Raw genomic sequence first — 16,406 nt, 5'->3', positions numbered from 1 at the left:
CTCCAGCGCGACTACGACGGCACTCGCGTGGAGAAGTCCAGCGGGAAGGCGGGCGCATGAGCGGCTACCGGACGTTGCCCGTTCCGGACGGGCTGGACGGGATGCGGGTCGACGCCGGGCTGGCGAAGCTCCTCGGCCTGTCCCGCACGGCGGTGGCCGCGTTGACCGAGTCGGGCGACGTCGTGCTCGACGGGCAGCCCGCGGGCAAGTCGGACCGGCTGATGGCGGGCTCCGTGCTGGAGGTCACCCTCCCCGAGCCCGAGCGGCCGATCCAGGTGCAGGCGGTGCCCGTCGAGGGCCTGGAGGTCCTGCACGAGGACGACGACGTGATCGTGGTGGACAAGCCGGTCGGCGTGGCCGTGCACCCCAGCCCCGGCTGGACCGGTCCGACCGTCGTCGGCGGCCTGGCCGCGGCGGGCATCCGGATCGCCACGTCGGGCGCGGCCGAGCGGCAGGGCGTCGTGCACCGGCTGGACGTCGGCACCACCGGCGTGATGGTGGTGGCCAAGAGCGAGAGCGCCTACTCGGCGTTGAAGCACGCGTTCAAGGAGCGCACGGTCGACAAGCTCTACCACGCGCTCGTGCAGGGCCACCCGGACCCGACCAAGGGCACCATCGACGCCCCGATCGACCGGCACCCCAAGCACGACTGGCGGTTCGCCGTGGTCAGCGGGGGGCGCCCGTCGGTGTCGCCGTGCACCCGTCGCCGGGCTGGACCGGCCCGACCGTGGTGGGCGGGCTCGTCGCCGCCGGCCACCGCGTCGCCACGTCCGGAGCCGCCGAACGCCAGGGCGTCGTGCACCGGCTCGACGTCGGCACCACGGGCGTGATGGTCGTGGCGAAGTCCGAGTCCGCGTACTCGGCCCTGAAGCACGCCTTCAAGGAACGGACCGTCGACAAGGTCTACCACGCGATCGTGCAGGGCCACCCCGACCCGATCAAGGGCACCATCGACGCCCCGATCGACCGGCACCCGAAGCACGACTACAAGTTCGCGGTGATGAACTCCGGCAAGCCGTCGATCACGCACTACGAGGTGATGGAGGCGTTCCGGGCGGCGTCCCTGGTCGAGGTCCACCTGGAGACCGGTCGCACGCACCAGATCCGCGTGCACTTCTCGGCTCTGCACCACCCGTGCGTGGGCGACCTGACGTACGGCGCCGACCCGACGCTGTCCAAGCGCCTCGGCGTCTCGCGGCAGTGGCTGCACGCGCGGCAGCTCGGGTTCCACCACCCGGCCGACGGCCAGTGGGTCACGTTCACGTCGGAGTACCCCGACGACCTGGCGCAGGCGCTGGAAAAGCTGCGCGACGAAGGCTGATTGCGTTTGGGTTAATCACCGGTTGACGACGTTGCACTTGATGTTAATCGGAGTGCTCAATAGCGTTGCCGACATGAACCTGATTGTTCTCGCAGCCTCCGGACGCACCGGTCTCGCGCTGACCCGGCAGGCGCTCGAGCGCGGCCACGCCGTCACGGCCATCGCCCGCGACCCCGGCCGGATCGACCTCGACCACGAGAACCTCCGCAAGGTGGCCGGCGACGTGAGCGACCCGGCGAGCATCGCGGCGGTAGTCGGGCACGACTCGATCGTCCTGTCCGGTCTCGGCACGGAGGTGGCCGGGGTGCTGTTCGACGGCGCCAAGGCGGTCATCGCGGCGGAGCCGGAGCGCGTCATCTGGCTCGGCGCCTACGGCACCGGCCCGTCCGCCGAGGCGGCGGGCGAGGGCGCCGCCGTGCTCGGGAAGTTCCTGGGCGACCGGCTCCCGGACAAGGTCGCGGCCGACAACGCCGTCCTCGCCGCCGGGGGCACGGTCTTCCACGCCGGGGTGCTCAGCGACGAACCGGAGAGCCCCACCCGTCGCACGGTCGGCCTGGACGAGGCGCCGCCGTTCGACCTCACCGCGAAGGTCAGCCGGGAGACCGTCGCGGCCGCGATGCTCGACGAGGCCGAGGAACCGCGGTTCGTCGGCGCCGTGGCACTACCCCTGCCCTAGCACCTCGGTGAGGGTCGTTCGCACCTGGTCGCGGAGCCAGGCGTGGGCGAGGTCCGAGTCGAAGCGCTGGTGCCAGTTGCAGTTGACGGGAGCCTCCGGCGACTCGGCGGGCAACGGCCGGGTGACCAGCCCGAACGCCTCGATCAACGGCCGGCAGAGGATTGCCGTCGTCGTGACCAGCGCGTCGCTCGCGGCCGCGATCTGCAGGGCCGAGTGGACCGTCGCCACGGACGCGATCACCCGGCGGCGCAGGCCCTCGGACTCCAGCAGGTCGTCGATCGGCGCCGAGAGACGGCCGCGCCGCGAGATCACCACGTGCGGCTGGGCCGCGTAGGCCGCCAGGTCCAGGTGGCCGGTGCACGGGTGGCCCGCGCGCATGACCACGGCGAGCGGATCGGTGCCGAGGGTCTCGGAGCGGAACTCGGGCAGGTCCGGCGCGCCACCGCCGAGCTCCAGGTCGACCCGGCCGTGCCGCAGGTCGTCGGTGTCGGCGGAGTGCTCGGCGAGCACCCGCAGCCGCACGCCGGGCGCCTGTTCCGCGATCTTCCCGACCAGCGCGGGCACCAGCGACGACGCCAGCGCGTCGTGGCACTGGACCGTGAACGTGCGGTCCAGCGAGGCCAGGTCCAGCTCACGGCTCGGCGAGAGCACGGCGTTGGCCTCCCGCACCAGCCGGTGCACCTCCTCCGCGATCCCCAGCGCGTACGGCGTCGGCGTCATCGAGTGGCCCGTCCGCACGAGGATGTCGTCGCCGGTGACCTTCCTGATCCGCCCGAGCGTCCGGCTGACCGCGGGGGACGACAGGTGCAGCCGTTCCGCCGCCCCCATCACGCTGCCCTCCTCGAGCAGGGCGTCCAGCACTGTCAGCAGGTTCAGATCCGCTTGCATGACGGTAAATCGTACTCATTCGAAGTTGCGCCACGCCTAATTGGAGTAGCCATGCTCGCCGCCACCACCGCCGCCGTCCGCCGTGCAGGGGCACGAATGCTGAAGCGGTACTCGCCGGAGTCACGCGCCTCCAGCCTCGCCGGGATCGTCGAGGCCGTTCGCGCGAACGACGCGGCCGTCGTCGACCTGCTGAGGCCGGAGCTGGCCGAGATCAACCCGAGCGCGCGCTGGCTCGACGACGAGCACGGCTCCGGCCCGCTGGGCGCGGGGGAGTGGTGGCTCGTCGACCCGGTCGGCGGCAACATGAACGCGGTCCACGGCATGACCGACTGGAACATCGGCGTGAGCCTGGTCCGCGACGGCCGCCCGGTGCTCGCCGTCGTCTACTTCCCGCTGTTCGACGAGATGTTCACGGCCACCGAGGGCGGCGGTGCGTTCCTGAACGGCGTGGAGCTGCACGTCTCGGGCAAGACCTCACTGGACGGCGCGCTCGCCGGAACCGGCCAGGCCCAGCCCGGTCAGGGGCCGGAGATGGCAGACCGGGTCGGCGCCTCGTACAGCGCGATGGCGAAGGAAGCCCTCTACGTCCGGATCTCCGTGCCGGTGACGCACCAGCTCGCCCAGGTCGCCGCCGGACGGATGGACGTGCATTGGCAGTACGACAACGTGCGCGCGCACGCGTCCGGTGTGCTGCTCGTGCAGGAGGCGGGCGGTGTCGTCACCGGTCTCGACGGCAAGCCGTGGACGGTGGACAGCGCCGAGTACCTCGCCGCCGCGCCGGGCGTGCACGCCGCGGCACTGGACGTGCTCAGTCGTCGATAGTCCATACGAGAGTGCTGAGGTCGACCTCGGGGCGCACGCTCCAGCGGACCTGGATGACCTGGGTCTCCTCCGGCAGCACGAACACCGTGTGACCACCGGCGGTCTCGCCGGGCTGCACGCCGAGCTTGTGCGCGGGCCGCGACGACAGCGACACCGGCGCCTTCGTGACGGTCTCACCGGTCTTGGTGACCAGCACGAGGTACATGTCGGGCAGCGAGGTGTACGAGACCTGCGAGGCGTTCGTCACCTCGGTGTGCACGACGACGGCCCGTTCGCCCTCGGCGAGCTTGTAGCCGGCCGCCGTGAACAGGAAGTCCGCCGGGTCGACCACCTCGACCAGCTGGATCTGCAGGTGCGCGCCTTCGAGGCTGTCCGCCTCCAGCGTCGTGCCGACCTTGCCGGTGCGCGAGACGGGCCTGGGCTGCGGCTGGTCGGCGCGCACCCACCCGGCCGACTGGGGCGGACCCCACGTGGCCTGCGGCTGGGCCTGGGGCTGCGCGGGGAACGGCTGGCTGACGGGGCCCTGGGGCGGGTACTGCTGCTGCTGGACCTGGTGCGGGCCGCTCTGGTGCACGGCGTATGAGCCGGACGGCGGCGGGCCCAGGTAGTTGCCGTAGGCGGCGGCGTTCGCGAGGGCCCGGCGCAGGCCGTTCGGATCGCACTCGACACCCACGAGCAGGGGCAGCCCGCTGCCGGAGAGCGTGATCAGGCGCATGGCTGCTTCGCGGGGGTCCATGCCCAGGCGCTGGGCGATCTCGTGCACGGCCGCGCGGCCCGACTCAGCGAGCACGGCGAGCAGGCGAGCGTCTACGGGATCGGGGGCCACCACGAAAAGAACGCTACCCGGCGGTGCCGGCCGTCGCGTCACCGCCCGGCGCGTCGGAGATCACCGGCGCTCCCCGCGAGGCGTGCCGCCAGGCGCTTCGCAACTCGCTGAGGGCAATGCCGACCGGTGCCCGGCGGGGCCTGTAGGGTTGACCAGCGCCTGGACGTGAGAGTCCCTTGTTCGCGCAGAAACGCTTGCTACACAAGGGGGTTGCCCGTGGTGGACTCGTTTGTGCACCTGCACGTGCACACCGAGTACTCGATGCTCGACGGTGCGGCGAAAGTGGCCCCGTTGTTCGAGGAGGCCGAGCGGCTCGGCATGACCGCTGTCGGCATGAGCGACCACGGCAACATGTACGGGTCGGACGAGTTCTACCAAACGGCGATGAAGACCGGCATCAAGCCGATCATCGGCATCGAGGCCTACCTCGCCCCGCACAACCGGCTGCACAAGAAGCCGGTGTTCTGGGGCGACCCCGGTCAGCGCGGCGACGACATCTCCGGCGCCGGCGCCTACACGCACATGACGATGTGGGCGAAGAACGCGGCGGGCCTGCGGAACCTGTTCCGGCTGCACACCGAGGCCAGCAAGACGGGCTACTACTACAAGCCCCGCATGGACCGCGAGCTCGTCGCCGACCACGCCGACGGCATCATCGCCACGACCGGCTGCCCGTCCGGCGAGGTGCAGACCCGGCTGCGGCTGGGACAGGTCGACGAGGCGGTCAAGGCCGCCGCCGACTACCAGGACATCTTCGGCAAGGAGAACTTCTTCCTCGAGCTGATGGACCACGGCCTCGACATCGAGCGCCGCGTCCGCGAGGGCCTGCTGGAGATCAGCAAGAAGCTCGGCATCCCGCCGCTCGCGACCAACGACAGCCACTACGTCACCAAGGACCAGGCGGACACGCACTCGGCACTGCTGTGCGTGCAGTCCGGCAAGATGCTGACCGACCCGAACCGCTTCAAGTTCGACGGTGACGGCTACTACCTCAAGTCCGCCGAGGAGATGCGCCAGGTCTGGAAGGACCTGCCGGAGGCGTGCGACAACACGCTGCTCGTCGCGTCGATGGTCGAGTCCTACGACGACATCTGGACCGTCAAGGACCGCATCCCGAACTTCGAGGTCCCCGAGGGCGAGGACCAGGCCTCCTGGTTCCGCAAGGAGATCAAGCGCGGTCTCGAGTGGCGCTTCCGCGGCTCCGAGGTGCCAGAGGAGTACACCAATCGCTGCGACTTCGAGGCCCAGGTCATCATCGACAAGGGCTTCCCCGCGTACTTCCTCATCGTCGCCGACCTGATCAACTACGCCCGCAGCGTCGGCATCCGCGTCGGTCCCGGCCGTGGTTCCGCCGCGGGTGCCGCGGTGTCGTGGGCGCTGGGCATCACGAACATCGACCCGATCCCGCACGGTCTGCTGTTCGAGCGGTTCCTGAACCCCGAGCGCACCGCCATGCCCGACATCGACATCGACTTCGACGACCGCCGCCGGGGCGAGATGATCCGGTACGCGAGCGAGAAGTACGGCACCGACAAGGTCGCCCAGGTGATCACGTTCGGCACCATCAAAACCAAGGCGGCGCTGAAGGACTCGGCGCGCGTCCACCACGGTCAGCCGGGCTTCGCGATCGCCGACAAGATCTCCAAGGCGCTGCCGCCGCCGATCATGGCGAAGGACATCCCGCTCAACGGCATCATCAACAAGAGCCACCCGCGCTACGGCGAGGCGGCCGAGGTCCGCTCGCTGCTCGAGACCGACTCGCAGGTGAAGGAGATCTTCGACACCGCGCTCGGCCTGGAGGGCCTGATCCGCAACGCAGGCGTGCACGCCTGCGCGGTGATCATGTCGAAGGACCCGCTGACGGAGTCCATCCCGCTCTGGTACCGCGACGACGGCTCGTTCATCACCGGCTGGGACTACCCGTCGTGCGAGAACATCGGCCTGCTGAAGATGGACTTCCTCGGGCTGCGCAACCTCACGGTGATGGGCGACGCGATCGAGAACATCGAGGCCAACCGCGGCAAGGACGCGGTCCCGGACTTCGACACGCTCTCGCTGGACGACCCGGAGACCTACGCGCTGCTCGGCCGCGGTGACACGCTCGGCGTGTTCCAGCTGGACGGCGGGCCGATGCGCGACCTGCTGCGCAGGATGCAGCCGACCACCTTCGAGGACATCGTCGCGGTCGGCGCGCTGTACCGCCCCGGCCCGATGGGTGTGAACGCGCACAACGACTACGCGGACCGCAAGAACGGCCGTCAGGAAGTCAAGCCGATCCACCCGCAGCTCGAGGAACCGCTCAAGGTGATCCTCGGCGAGACGCACGGCCTGATCGTCTACCAAGAGCAGATCATGTTCATCGCCCAGGAGGTCGCGGGCTACTCCATGGGCCGCGCGGACGTGCTCCGCAAGGCGATGGGCAAGAAGAAGGCCGAGGTCCTGGCCAAGGAGTTCGAGGGCTTCCGGGAGGGCATGCGCAACGACCCGCGCGGCTTCTCCGACGAGGCGATCCAGGCGCTGTGGGACACGATCCTCCCGTTCGCCGGCTATGCGTTCAACAAGTCGCACGCCGCCGCGTACGGCCTGATCTCGTACTGGACGGCCTACCTCAAGGCGAACTTCCGCGCCGAGTACATGGCCGCCCTGCTCACGTCGGTCGGTGACAACAAGGACAAGTCGGCGGTCTACCTCGCCGAGTGCCGCCGCCTGGGCATCAAGGTCCTCCCGCCGGACGTCAACGAGTCGGCCCTGCGGTTCAGCGCGGTCGGCACGGACATCCGCTTCGGCCTGGGCGCGATCCGCAACGTCGGCGCGAACGTCGTCGAGTCGATCATCAAGACCCGCAAGGAGAAGGGCGCCTACACGTCCTTCACGGACTTCATGGACAAGTCCGAGCTCGTCGCCTGCAACAAGCGCGTGATCGAGTCGCTGATCAAGGCCGGCGCGTTCGACTCGTTCGGTCACACCCGCCTGTCGCTGATCCAGATCCACGAGGACGCGGTCGACGCCGTCGTCCCGATCAAGCGCAAGGAGGCGGAGGGCCAGTTCGACCTGTTCGGCGGCGACAGCTCCGACGACCAGGACGACAGCACCTCACCGCTCGCGCACCTCAAGTTCGGCACGGACGAGTACCCGCGCAAGCAGATGCTGAGCCTCGAGAAGGAGATGCTGGGGCTCTACGTGTCCTCGCACCCGCTCGACGGCGCCGAACGCATCCTGCGCAAGTACGCGCCCAGGCCGATCGCGGTCGTGCTCGACGACCCGCCCAAGGAAGGCGAGCTGATCGTCTCGGGCATGATCTCGTCGATCGAGCGCCGGGTGAACAAGAACGGCCTGCCGTGGGCGATCACGGTGATCGAGGACCTGGACGCGTCCATCGAGGTGCTGTTCTTCCCGAAGTCCTACGAGGTGCTGCGCGACGACCTGGAACTCGACTCCGCGGTGTGCGTGAAGGGCAGGGTGAACTGGCGCGAGGACAAGATGGCGATCTTCGGCGACGGAGTCGTCCCGCTCGACATCAGCGACGCGGAGGCGAACCCCGGCGCGGACCCGCCGCTCGTCCTCGGGCTGCAGACCAAGACGCTGACGCCGGAGCTGATCGAGGAACTGAAGATCGTCTTCAAGTCCCACGAGGGTCAGGTCGCCGTGCACCTGGAGGTGCAGAAGCGCGACAGGTCCAAGGAGATGCTGGTGGTGGAGAACTACCGGGTCCAGCCGACGCCGTCGCTCTTCGGTGACCTGAAGACGATCCGCGGCGTGACCATCCAGCGCTAGAGATCGAGGCCCAGGTCGGTTTCCGGCCGTGCGCAGCAGATCAGCGCACTGCCGGGAGCCGGCGGTTCGAGCGGGCCGGGATCGTTGCGGACGGTGCCGGACAGCACCGGGGTCGCGCACGTGTGGCAGACCGCGGTCCGGCAACGACCAGCGGGTCGGGACGTCGGCGGCCTCGGCCAGTTCGAGCACGCTGGTGTCGGTGTCGCGCCACGCCACCGTGAGACCGCTGCGGGCGAACGTGATCTTCGGACCGGTGCCCGCCGGGCCCTCCGGCTGGTGCGGCGCCACGACCTTCGTGCCGACGAGGCCCGGGTTGACCGGTGGACGGGTGCCGAACAGCTCGGTGTGGATGCGGGACGGGCCCAGGCCGAGGTCGATCAGCGCGTCACGCATGTCGGCCATGAAAGCGCCGGGGCCGCACAGGTACGCGCTGGCGTTCGCGGGCAGTTCGGCGAGGTCCGAGCGGTTGAGGCGACCGTGGTCCGAGAAGTGGACGAGCTCGTGGCCCGGTTCGAGCTCGCGGACCTCATGGCCGGAATCGAGCCGGATGTCGATTATCTGCCCGATGACCATTCCGGAATCGGTGAGGTCGAGGATTGCCCGAGAAATAGTGGCGGATGGCGAGTAAACGGGGTTTACTGGATTGGGTGACGACACTCACCCAGTTGCCCGACGACTACGTCCAGAACCCGCACGAAATCCACGACAGGTTGCGTGCCGAGGGGCCCGTGCAGGAGCTCCGCCTTCCGCGCGGCCTCAAGGTCTGGCTCGTGACTCGGTACGACGAGGCGAAGATCGCCCTCACCGACCCCAGGGTCAGCAAGGACGTCAACGAGGGCCGCCACCTCATGGAGGTGCACGCGCCCGAGCAGACCGAGCGCCGCACGATCGAAGAGGCGCTGTCGGTGCACATGCTGAACATGGACCCGCCCGGTCACACCCGGCTGCGCAAGCTCGTGACCAAGGCGTTCACCGCCCGCCGCGTCGAGCTGATGCGCCCGCGCGTGCAGGAGATCTCGGCCGAGCTGATCGCGAAGCTGAACGACGGCGACGTGGTGGACCTGCTGGAGGTCTTCGCGTTCCCGCTGCCGATCACCGTCATCTGCGAGCTGCTGGGCATCCCGATCGACAACCGCGACGAGTTCCGCGAGTGGTCCAACCAGCTGCTGACCTTCGGCACGGCGGACGAGGTGCAGGCGGCCGGCGCGGCGATGGCGGCCTTCCTGTTCCAGCACGTCGGCAAGGTGCAGGCGGCCGAGCCCGACGACACGTTCTTCTCGGCGCTCGTGCACGCCAACGATTCCGGTGACCGGCTGAGCACCGAAGAGCTCGTGTCGATGGCGTTCCTGCTGCTCGTGGCGGGCCACGAGACGACGGTGAACCTCATCGGCAACGCGGTGTTCTCGCTGCTGCAGAACCCGGACCAGCTGCAGGTCCTCAAGGACAAGCCCGAGCTGATCCCGGCGAGCACGGAGGAGTTCCTGCGGCTGGAGGGCCCGATCAACGTCGCGACCTTCCGCTTCACCAAGGAGGACATCGACCTCGGCGGTGTCACGGTGCCGGCCGGCGAGATCCTGATGGTGTCGCTGGTGGCGGCCAACCGGGACCCGGCGAAGTACGAGAACCCCGACCAGCTCGACGTGACGCGGTCCGCGCAGGGGCACGTCGCGTTCGGCCACGGCATCCACTTCTGCCTGGGCGCGCCGCTGGCCAGGCTGGAGTTCGACGTCGCGCTGACGCAGCTGCTGGCCCGGTTCCCGAACCTGGAGCTCGCCGCGGAGCCGGAGACGTTGGTGTGGCGCGACAGCACGCTGATCCGCGGTCTGCACACGCTGCCCGTGCGCCTCGCCTAATCTTCGGCGGGTGGACGACCTGCTGAAGCTCGACCAGGCGCACGTCTGGCACCCGTACGGCCCGATGCCGGGCACCCAGGAACCGCTGCTCGTCACCGAGGCCTCGGGTGTCCGGCTCACCCTCGCCGACGGCCGGGAGCTGGTCGACGGCATGTCGTCCTGGTGGGCCGCGATCCACGGCTACCGGCACCCGGTGCTGGACGCGGCCGTCACCGGGCAGCTCGGCCGGATGAGCCACGTGATGTTCGGCGGGCTCACGCACGAGCCCGCCATCCGGTTGTGCGCCAAGCTCGTCGAGATCACGCCTTCCGAGCTGCAGCACGTCTTCCTGTGCGACTCCGGCTCGGTGTCGGTCGAGGTCGCGGTCAAGATGTGCCTGCAGTACTGGCGTTCGCGCGACCGGCCGGAGAAGAGCCGGCTGCTGACGTGGCGCGGCGGCTACCACGGCGACACGTTCACCCCGATGTCCGTGTGCGATCCCGAGGGCGGGATGCATTCGCTGTGGCGTGGAATCCTGCCGCGGCAGGTCTTCGCGGACGCGCCGCCGGCCGAGATGGACACCGCGTACGTCCAGCACCTCGCCGACCTGGTGGAACAGCACGCCCACGAGCTCGCCGCGATCATCGTCGAGCCGGTCGTGCAGGGCGCGGGCGGCATGCGGTTCCACGACCCGCGCTACCTGCACGTGTTGCGTGAGTTGGCGTACACACACGACGTGCTCTTGGTGTTCGACGAGATCGCCACGGGGTTCGGGCGCACGGGCGAGCTGTTCGCCGCCGACCACGCCAACGTCAGCCCGGACGTGATGTGCGTCGGCAAGTCGCTGACCGGTGGCTACCTGTCGATGGCCGCCACGCTGTGCACGTCACGGGTGGCGGACGGGATCAGCCAGGGCGAGGTGCCGGTGCTCGCGCACGGGCCGACGTTCATGGGCAACCCGTTGGCGTCGGCGGTGTCGCTGGCCTCGATCGACCTGCTGCTGTCCCAGGACTGGAGGCGCGAGGTCGCGCGCATCTCAGCGGGCCTCGAAAGGGGACTCGCGCCCGCACGCGCGTTGCCCGGCGTTCGGGATGTGCGCGTGCTGGGCGCTATCGGCGTTGTGCAACTGCATGAGCCCGTGGACATGGCACGGGCCACTCGTGCTGCCGTGGACGCCGGTGTGTGGCTGCGGCCGTTCCGCGACCTGATCTACACGATGCCGCCGTTCATCAGCACGGACGACGACATCGCGACGATCTGTCAGGGCGTGATCGCGGCCGCGAGCTGAGCGTCGCTCGGCTCGACCAGGAACTCGCCGCCGGGCAGCACGACGACGGGGATCTGCTTGCGGCCGGAGATCTCGACCGCCCTGTCCCGTGCTGCGTCGTCGTTTTCGACGTCGACGTAGGTGAACGGCACGTTGTTGCGGGTCAGCCAGGCCTTGGCCCGGCGGCAGTCACCACACCACTCGGCGCCGTACATCACGATCGGTTGCTCAGTCATGTGGTCACGGTAGGTCACGCTCTAAGGTGAGGATTCGTGAGCGTGCTGGTGATCACCGGAACCGGGACAGAGGTCGGCAAGACCGCCGTCACCGCGGGCATCGCGGCGCTGGCCAGGGCAGAGGGCAGACGGGTCGCGGTGCTCAAGCCCGCCCAGACCGGCCTGCTGCCCGGCGAGCCGGGCGACGTGGCGGAGGTGGCGCGGCTGGCCGGCGACGTGACGACCCGTGAGCTGGTCAGATACCCCGACCCGCTGGCGCCCGCCACCGCGGCCAGACGCGCGGGCATGGCCACCGTGCGACCCCAGGACGTCGCGGCCGGGGTCACCGCGCTCGACGAGACCCACGACCTGGTGCTGGTCGAGGGCGCGGGCGGGCTGCTGGTGCGGTTCGACGAGGCCGGGTCGACGCTGGCCGACATCGCGTGGGCGGTGAACGCGCCGGTCCTGATCGTGGCTCGAGCGGGGCTCGGGACGTTGAACACGACGGCGTTGACGGCGGAGGCGCTGCAACGGCGCGGCCTCGAGTCGATCGGCGTCGTGGTCGGCAGCTGGCCGCTGCACCCGGACCTCGCGTCGCTGACGAACCTCGCCGACCTGCCGGAAGCGGCGGGCGCGCCGTTGCTCGGCGCGCTGCCCCAGGGCGTGACGAAGCTCGGTCCCACCGACTTCCTGGCGGTCGCGAAGAGGTCGTTCTCACCGTGGTTCGGGGGCGAGTTCGACCCGGAGACGTTCGCGGCTCAGTTCGCGGTCCAGTGACCTACATCGCTGCACGATGAAGGATTCAGTGAGGCACACTGGCTCGCCAGGCCACAGAGGAGGAGAGACCGTGACCGCAGCACCGGAACAGATCGACGTGCTCGACGAGGCTCGTGAGCAGGTGCTCGAACGAGGAGCCGGGCTCACCGAGGCTCAGGTGCTGAAGGTGCTGGAGCTCCCCGACGACCGGATCCCCGACCTCCTGGCCCTGGCGCACGAGGTGCGCGAGCGCTGGTGCGGCCCCGAGGTCGAGGTCGAGGGCATCGTGTCCCTGAAGACCGGCGGCTGCCCGGAGGACTGCCACTTCTGCTCGCAGTCCGGCCAGTTCCCCTCGCCCGTGCGGTCGGCGTGGCTGGACATCCCCGGTCTCGTCCGCGCGGCGCGGCAGACCCGCGACACCGGCGCCACCGAGTTCTGCATCGTCGCCGCCGTGCGCGGTCCGGACAAGCGGCTGCTCTCGCAGGTCCGCGACGGCATCAAGGCCATCCGCGACGACGGCAACGACATCCAGATCGCCTGCTCGCTCGGCATGCTCACGCAGGAGCAGGTCGACGAGCTCGTGGCGATGGGTGTGCACCGCTACAACCACAACCTCGAGACCGCCCGCTCGCATTTCCCGAACGTCGTCACCACGCACTCCTGGGAGGAGCGCTGGGACACGTTGAAGATGATCCGCGACGCCGGCATGGAGGTCTGCTGCGGCGGCATCATCGGCATGGGCGAGTCGCTGGCGCAGCGCGCCGAGTTCGCCGTGCAGCTCGCGGCGCTCGAGCCCGACGAGGTCCCGCTGAACTTCCTCATCCCGAACCCCGGCACGCCGTACGAGAACTACCCGGTCGTCGAGGGTGCCGAGGCGCTGCGCACGGTCGGCGCGTTCCGGCTGGCGCTGCCGCGCACGATCCTGCGGTTCGCCGGCGGCCGTGAGCTGACGTTCGGCGACCTGGGCGCGAAGCAGGGCATGCTCGGTGGCATCAACGCGATCATCGTCGGCAACTACCTGACCAACCTCGGCCGCCCGGCGCAGCAGGACCTCGACATGCTCGACGAGCTGTCGATGCCCATCAAGGCGCTGAGCCAGACCCTGTGACGGTTCCCCGGATGACGTACTGCTCCTTCTGCGGCAAAGAGGAAGCTGACGGCGACCACGCGGTCTGCCGTCAGCGCCTGTCGGTGATCGACCCGCCGCGGTACTGCCCGGAGTGCGCGCGCCGCATGGTCGTCCAGGTGACCCCGGACGGCTGGACGGCGCGCTGCAGCCGTCACGGGGAGACCGCTTCGGCGCGGTAGTAACCTCTCGCGAATGGACGAGAACGCAGCGCCGGTCCGCACCGAACCCGTGCCGGAGCCGCAGTACGTCTACCACTACGTGCGGCCGCGGCCGAAGGTCGTGGTGAAGCGGGACCTGTTGCCGGGCCTGGGTGTCCTGCTGACGACGTTCGCGTTCGGGCTGCCCGCCGCGTACGTGTGGTCGTGGCTCGCCCCGCCCCAGCTCAAGATCGTCTCGCCGCAGGACGGCAAGTTCTACCCGATCGGGGTGGAGAGCTACCACCGGCTCGACGCGCTGATGGTGTTCGTGCTGATCGGTCTCGGCGCGGGCGCGGTCACCGGCATGGCGGTGTGGCTGCTGCGGCAGCGGCGCGGGCCCGTCGTGATGCTGGCGATGACGGCGGGATCGTGCGCGGCGGCGTGGTTCGCGCAGTGGCTGGGCGGGTCGCTGGCCGCGGGCGCGTACCCGATGCCGGCGTCGATCAAGCCTAACGACACCCTGCTCGTCGCCCCCGCCCTGGAGACGTGGTGGGGGATCCTGGCGTGGCCGCTGGCCGCCGCGCTGGCCTACGGCTGCTGCACGGCGTGGAACGGCCTGGACGACCTGGGGCGGCGCCTCGGCTGAGACTGCCCGGCCGAGGCACCGCCCTCCGGGGACCTACCCCACTCGGTAGGCGAAGTCCGGCATGTCGGTCACGAACATCTGGCCGGGCGCGTGCGTGATCGCGAACGGCGGCCTGGACTTCATCAGCACCGCCTGCGGCGTCACCCCGCACGCCCAGAACACCGGCACGTCACCGGGTTCGTGCTCCACGGCGTCGCCGAAGTCCGGTTCGTCGATGTTCCCGATCCCGAGCATCCTCGGGTCTCCCGCGCCGACCGGAGCTCCGTGCACCGACGGCATGAGCGCGGTGACCTTGTGCGCGATGTCCACAAGGGACTCCGGGATCCAGCGCATCGACACGACCATCGGCCCGTGCAGCCGTCCCGCGGGCCGGCACTGGATGTCGGTGACGAACATGGAGACGTTCCGGCCCTGGTCCACGTGCCGCAGCGGCACACCCGCGCTGACGAGCGCGGTCTCGAACGTGAAGCTGCAGCCGATCAGGAACGTGACCAGGTCGTCGCGCCAGTGCTCGGTCGCGTTCTCCGGTTCCGCGGTCAGTTCGCCGTTCTCCCAGACGCGGTAGCGCGGCGCGTGGGTGCGCACGTCCGCGTCCTGCTTTAGAGCGCTGACCGTCTCGCCGGCGTCCAGCACGTCGAGCACCGGGCACGGTTTGGGGTTGCGGTGGGTGAAGAGGAGGAAGTCGTACGCCCAGTCCTTCGGGATGGCGATCAGGTTCGCCTGGGCTCGTCCCGGCGCTTGGCCCGCTGTCGTCATTCGAGCTCCTTGCTGACCGTCTCCGGCAGCCAGAACAGTGCGATGACCGCGATCCCGTACGCCGCCGCCCCGAACAGCATGGCACCGCCGATGCCGAGCCGGTCGGCCATGAAGCCCACGAGACCGGGGAACACCGCGCCGAACGCGCGTCCGAAGTTGTAGGTGAAGCCCTGCCCCGTTCCCCGCAGCCGCGTGGGGTAGAGCTCGCTGAGATAGCTGCCGAAACCGCTGAAGATGGCCGACATGCAGAACCCGAGCGGGAAGCCGAGGAACATGACCAACGTGTTGGCGCCGTTGGGGATCTGCGTGTAGGCGACGATCAGCAACGCGCTGGCGACGGCGAACAGCGTGAAGGTCTTCTTACGCCCCAGGTAGTCCGTGAGGTAGCCGCCGCTGACGTACCCGGTGAACGCGCCGGTGATGAGGAACGCGAGGTACCCGCCCGTGCCGATGATCGTGAGGCCGCGCCCGGTCTGCAGGAACGCGGGCAGCCACGTGGCGAGCGTGTAGTAACCGCCCTGGACACCGGTCGCGAGCAGCGCGGCGAAGAGCGTGGTCTTGAGGATTCCCGGCTTGAAGATCTTGGCGAACGTGCCGCGTTCCCTGGGCTGTGACTTGGTTTCCGGGGCGTCGTCGACGTTGCGGCGCACGTAGAAGATGAGGATCGCGGGCAGCGCGCCCGTCCAGAACATGATGCGCCAGCTGATGGCCGGGTCCGCGAGCGACGCGACCAGCGTGTTGACGACGACCGCGAGCCCCCAGCCGACCGCCCACGCGCTCTGGACGAACGCGACCGTGCGCCCGCGGTACTTCGGCTTGCAGTACTCGGCCACGAGGATCGCCCCGGCCGCCCACTCACCGCCGAAACCCAGTCCCTGCAGCGCGCGGAAGACCAGCAACGTCTCGTAGCTGGTCGCGAAGCCGCACAGCACGGTGAAGAACGCGTAGGCGGCGACCGTGATGACGAGTGTCTTCGAACGGCCGAACCGGTCGGCCATGACACCCGCCACCGCGCCGCCGATGGCGCTCATCAGCAGGGTGCTGGTGCCCAGCAGGCCGGCTTCCGCCTTGGTGAGGCCGAAGTAGCCGGTGATCGCGACCAGGCTCAGCGGCAGGACCCAGTAGTCGTACGAGTCGAGCCCGTAGCCGCCGAACGCGCCGATGAACGCGCGTCGGCCCTTCTGCCCGAGACTGCGGAACCAGGCGAAACGGCCTGTCTCCTCGGTCGTGGTCGTGCTCATGGGACACCTCGCAGCGTGGTGGAGGAGTGGTGGACTGTGACGGAGACCTCAGAGTAAGGATTGTTCAACAATCTTACAAGGCCACAATCCAACGATCCAACGATCGGCGCTGCGAGGCTG

Annotated in this window: 16 protein-coding genes and 2 pseudogenes; 12 read left to right on the top strand and 6 right to left on the bottom strand. The window is 69.5% G+C overall.

The features are described from left to right. Positions 1–56 precede the first annotated feature (56 nt). From VM306_RS07725 to VM306_RS07715, 3 genes and pseudogenes are all read left to right on the top strand, one after another. Positions 57–635 (top strand): annotated as a pseudogene (locus VM306_RS07725) (pseudouridine synthase); the annotation flags it as partial. A gap of 44 nt (positions 636–679) precedes the next feature. Next, positions 680–1,321 (top strand): annotated as a pseudogene (locus tag VM306_RS07720) (RluA family pseudouridine synthase); the annotation flags it as partial. Positions 1,322–1,394: 73 nt separating this feature from the next. Beyond that, positions 1,395–1,997 carry an NAD(P)-dependent oxidoreductase gene (locus VM306_RS07715; RefSeq protein WP_325512424.1) on the top strand — a complete coding sequence of 201 codons (603 nt, stop codon included), beginning with the start codon at positions 1,395–1,397 and terminating at the stop codon, positions 1,995–1,997. Here the strand turns inward: VM306_RS07715 and VM306_RS07710 are convergent. After that, positions 1,983–2,885, bottom strand: coding sequence for a LysR family transcriptional regulator (locus VM306_RS07710; protein WP_325512422.1), 903 nt, complete (start codon positions 2,883–2,885; stop codon positions 1,983–1,985). The genes VM306_RS07715 and VM306_RS07710 overlap by 15 nt on opposite strands. Positions 2,886–2,936: 51 nt before the next feature. Between VM306_RS07710 and VM306_RS07705 the strand changes: the two genes are divergently transcribed. After that, positions 2,937–3,707, top strand: a complete 771-nt coding sequence (locus tag VM306_RS07705; protein ID WP_325512420.1) for an inositol monophosphatase family protein — start codon at positions 2,937–2,939, stop codon at positions 3,705–3,707. Here VM306_RS07705 and VM306_RS07700 read toward each other — a convergent pair. Continuing rightward, on the bottom strand, positions 3,694–4,536 hold the full coding sequence (locus tag VM306_RS07700; RefSeq protein WP_325512418.1) for an AsnC family protein: 843 nt from the start codon (positions 4,534–4,536) through the stop codon (positions 3,694–3,696). The two genes, VM306_RS07705 and VM306_RS07700, sit on opposite strands and share 14 nt — an antisense overlap. A 258-nt stretch (positions 4,537–4,794) precedes the next feature. On the opposite strand from VM306_RS07700, the gene dnaE reads away from it, so the two are divergent. After that, positions 4,795–8,307: a DNA polymerase III subunit alpha gene (gene dnaE, locus VM306_RS07695; protein ID WP_414672346.1), complete on the top strand. Its 3,513-nt coding sequence runs from the start codon at positions 4,795–4,797 to the stop codon at positions 8,305–8,307. On the opposite strand, the gene VM306_RS07690 is transcribed toward dnaE, so the two are convergent. Continuing rightward, positions 8,304–8,414: a hypothetical protein gene (locus tag VM306_RS07690; RefSeq protein WP_325512414.1), complete on the bottom strand. Its 111-nt coding sequence runs from the start codon at positions 8,412–8,414 to the stop codon at positions 8,304–8,306. The two genes, dnaE and VM306_RS07690, sit on opposite strands and share 4 nt — an antisense overlap. Between VM306_RS07690 and VM306_RS07685 the strand changes: the two genes are divergently transcribed. From VM306_RS07685 to VM306_RS07675, 3 genes are all read left to right on the top strand, one after another. Continuing rightward, on the top strand, positions 8,401–8,958 hold the full coding sequence (locus VM306_RS07685; protein ID WP_325512411.1) for a hypothetical protein: 558 nt from the start codon (positions 8,401–8,403) through the stop codon (positions 8,956–8,958). The two genes, VM306_RS07690 and VM306_RS07685, sit on opposite strands and share 14 nt — an antisense overlap. Further along, the gene (locus tag VM306_RS07680) at positions 8,955–10,160 is read left to right on the top strand and encodes a cytochrome P450 (protein WP_325512409.1); all 1,206 of its coding nucleotides are present in this window, start codon (positions 8,955–8,957) and stop codon (positions 10,158–10,160) included. Before VM306_RS07685 ends, VM306_RS07680 begins: the two co-directional genes overlap by 4 nt. 64 nt (positions 10,161–10,224) lie before the next feature. Beyond that, positions 10,225–11,427, top strand: coding sequence for an adenosylmethionine--8-amino-7-oxononanoate transaminase (locus tag VM306_RS07675; RefSeq protein WP_325512437.1), 1,203 nt, complete (start codon positions 10,225–10,227; stop codon positions 11,425–11,427). Here VM306_RS07675 and VM306_RS07670 read toward each other — a convergent pair. Beyond that, entirely contained in the window at positions 11,400–11,642 is a 243-nt protein-coding gene (locus VM306_RS07670) for a glutaredoxin family protein (RefSeq protein WP_325512407.1), read from the bottom strand. The two genes, VM306_RS07675 and VM306_RS07670, sit on opposite strands and share 28 nt — an antisense overlap. Positions 11,643–11,678: 36 nt before the next feature. Between VM306_RS07670 and bioD the strand changes: the two genes are divergently transcribed. From bioD to VM306_RS07650, 4 genes are all read left to right on the top strand, one after another. Then, a complete protein-coding gene (bioD, locus tag VM306_RS07665) occupies positions 11,679–12,398 on the top strand; it encodes a dethiobiotin synthase (protein ID WP_325512405.1) in 720 nt (239 codons plus the stop codon). A 70-nt stretch (positions 12,399–12,468) separates the two neighbouring features. Next, a complete protein-coding gene (bioB, locus tag VM306_RS07660; RefSeq protein WP_325512403.1) occupies positions 12,469–13,485 on the top strand; it encodes a biotin synthase BioB in 1,017 nt (338 codons plus the stop codon). An 11-nt stretch (positions 13,486–13,496) separates the two neighbouring features. Further along, positions 13,497–13,685 (top strand): hypothetical protein, encoded by a 189-nt coding sequence (locus VM306_RS07655; RefSeq protein WP_325512401.1) that lies wholly within the window; start codon positions 13,497–13,499, stop codon positions 13,683–13,685. Positions 13,686–13,698: 13 nt separating this feature from the next. Then, positions 13,699–14,289 carry a DUF2567 domain-containing protein gene (locus VM306_RS07650; RefSeq protein ID WP_325512399.1) on the top strand — a complete coding sequence of 197 codons (591 nt, stop codon included), beginning with the start codon at positions 13,699–13,701 and terminating at the stop codon, positions 14,287–14,289. Between the two features lie 33 nt (positions 14,290–14,322). Here VM306_RS07650 and VM306_RS07645 read toward each other — a convergent pair whose 3' ends face one another. Together VM306_RS07645 and VM306_RS07640 are read right to left on the bottom strand one after the other, a co-directional pair. Beyond that, a complete protein-coding gene (locus VM306_RS07645) occupies positions 14,323–15,045 on the bottom strand; it encodes a putative hydro-lyase (protein ID WP_325512397.1) in 723 nt (240 codons plus the stop codon). Next, the gene (locus VM306_RS07640) at positions 15,042–16,286 is read right to left on the bottom strand and encodes an MFS transporter (RefSeq protein WP_325512395.1); all 1,245 of its coding nucleotides are present in this window, start codon (positions 16,284–16,286) and stop codon (positions 15,042–15,044) included. Before VM306_RS07640 ends, VM306_RS07645 begins: the two co-directional genes overlap by 4 nt. Positions 16,287–16,406: the final 120 nt, after the last annotated feature.

The organism is Lentzea sp. (assembly GCF_035525475.1).
Classification (GTDB): Bacteria; Actinomycetota; Actinomycetes; order Mycobacteriales; family Pseudonocardiaceae; genus Lentzea.
This window is presented reverse-complemented; position numbering and strand designations above follow the sequence as displayed.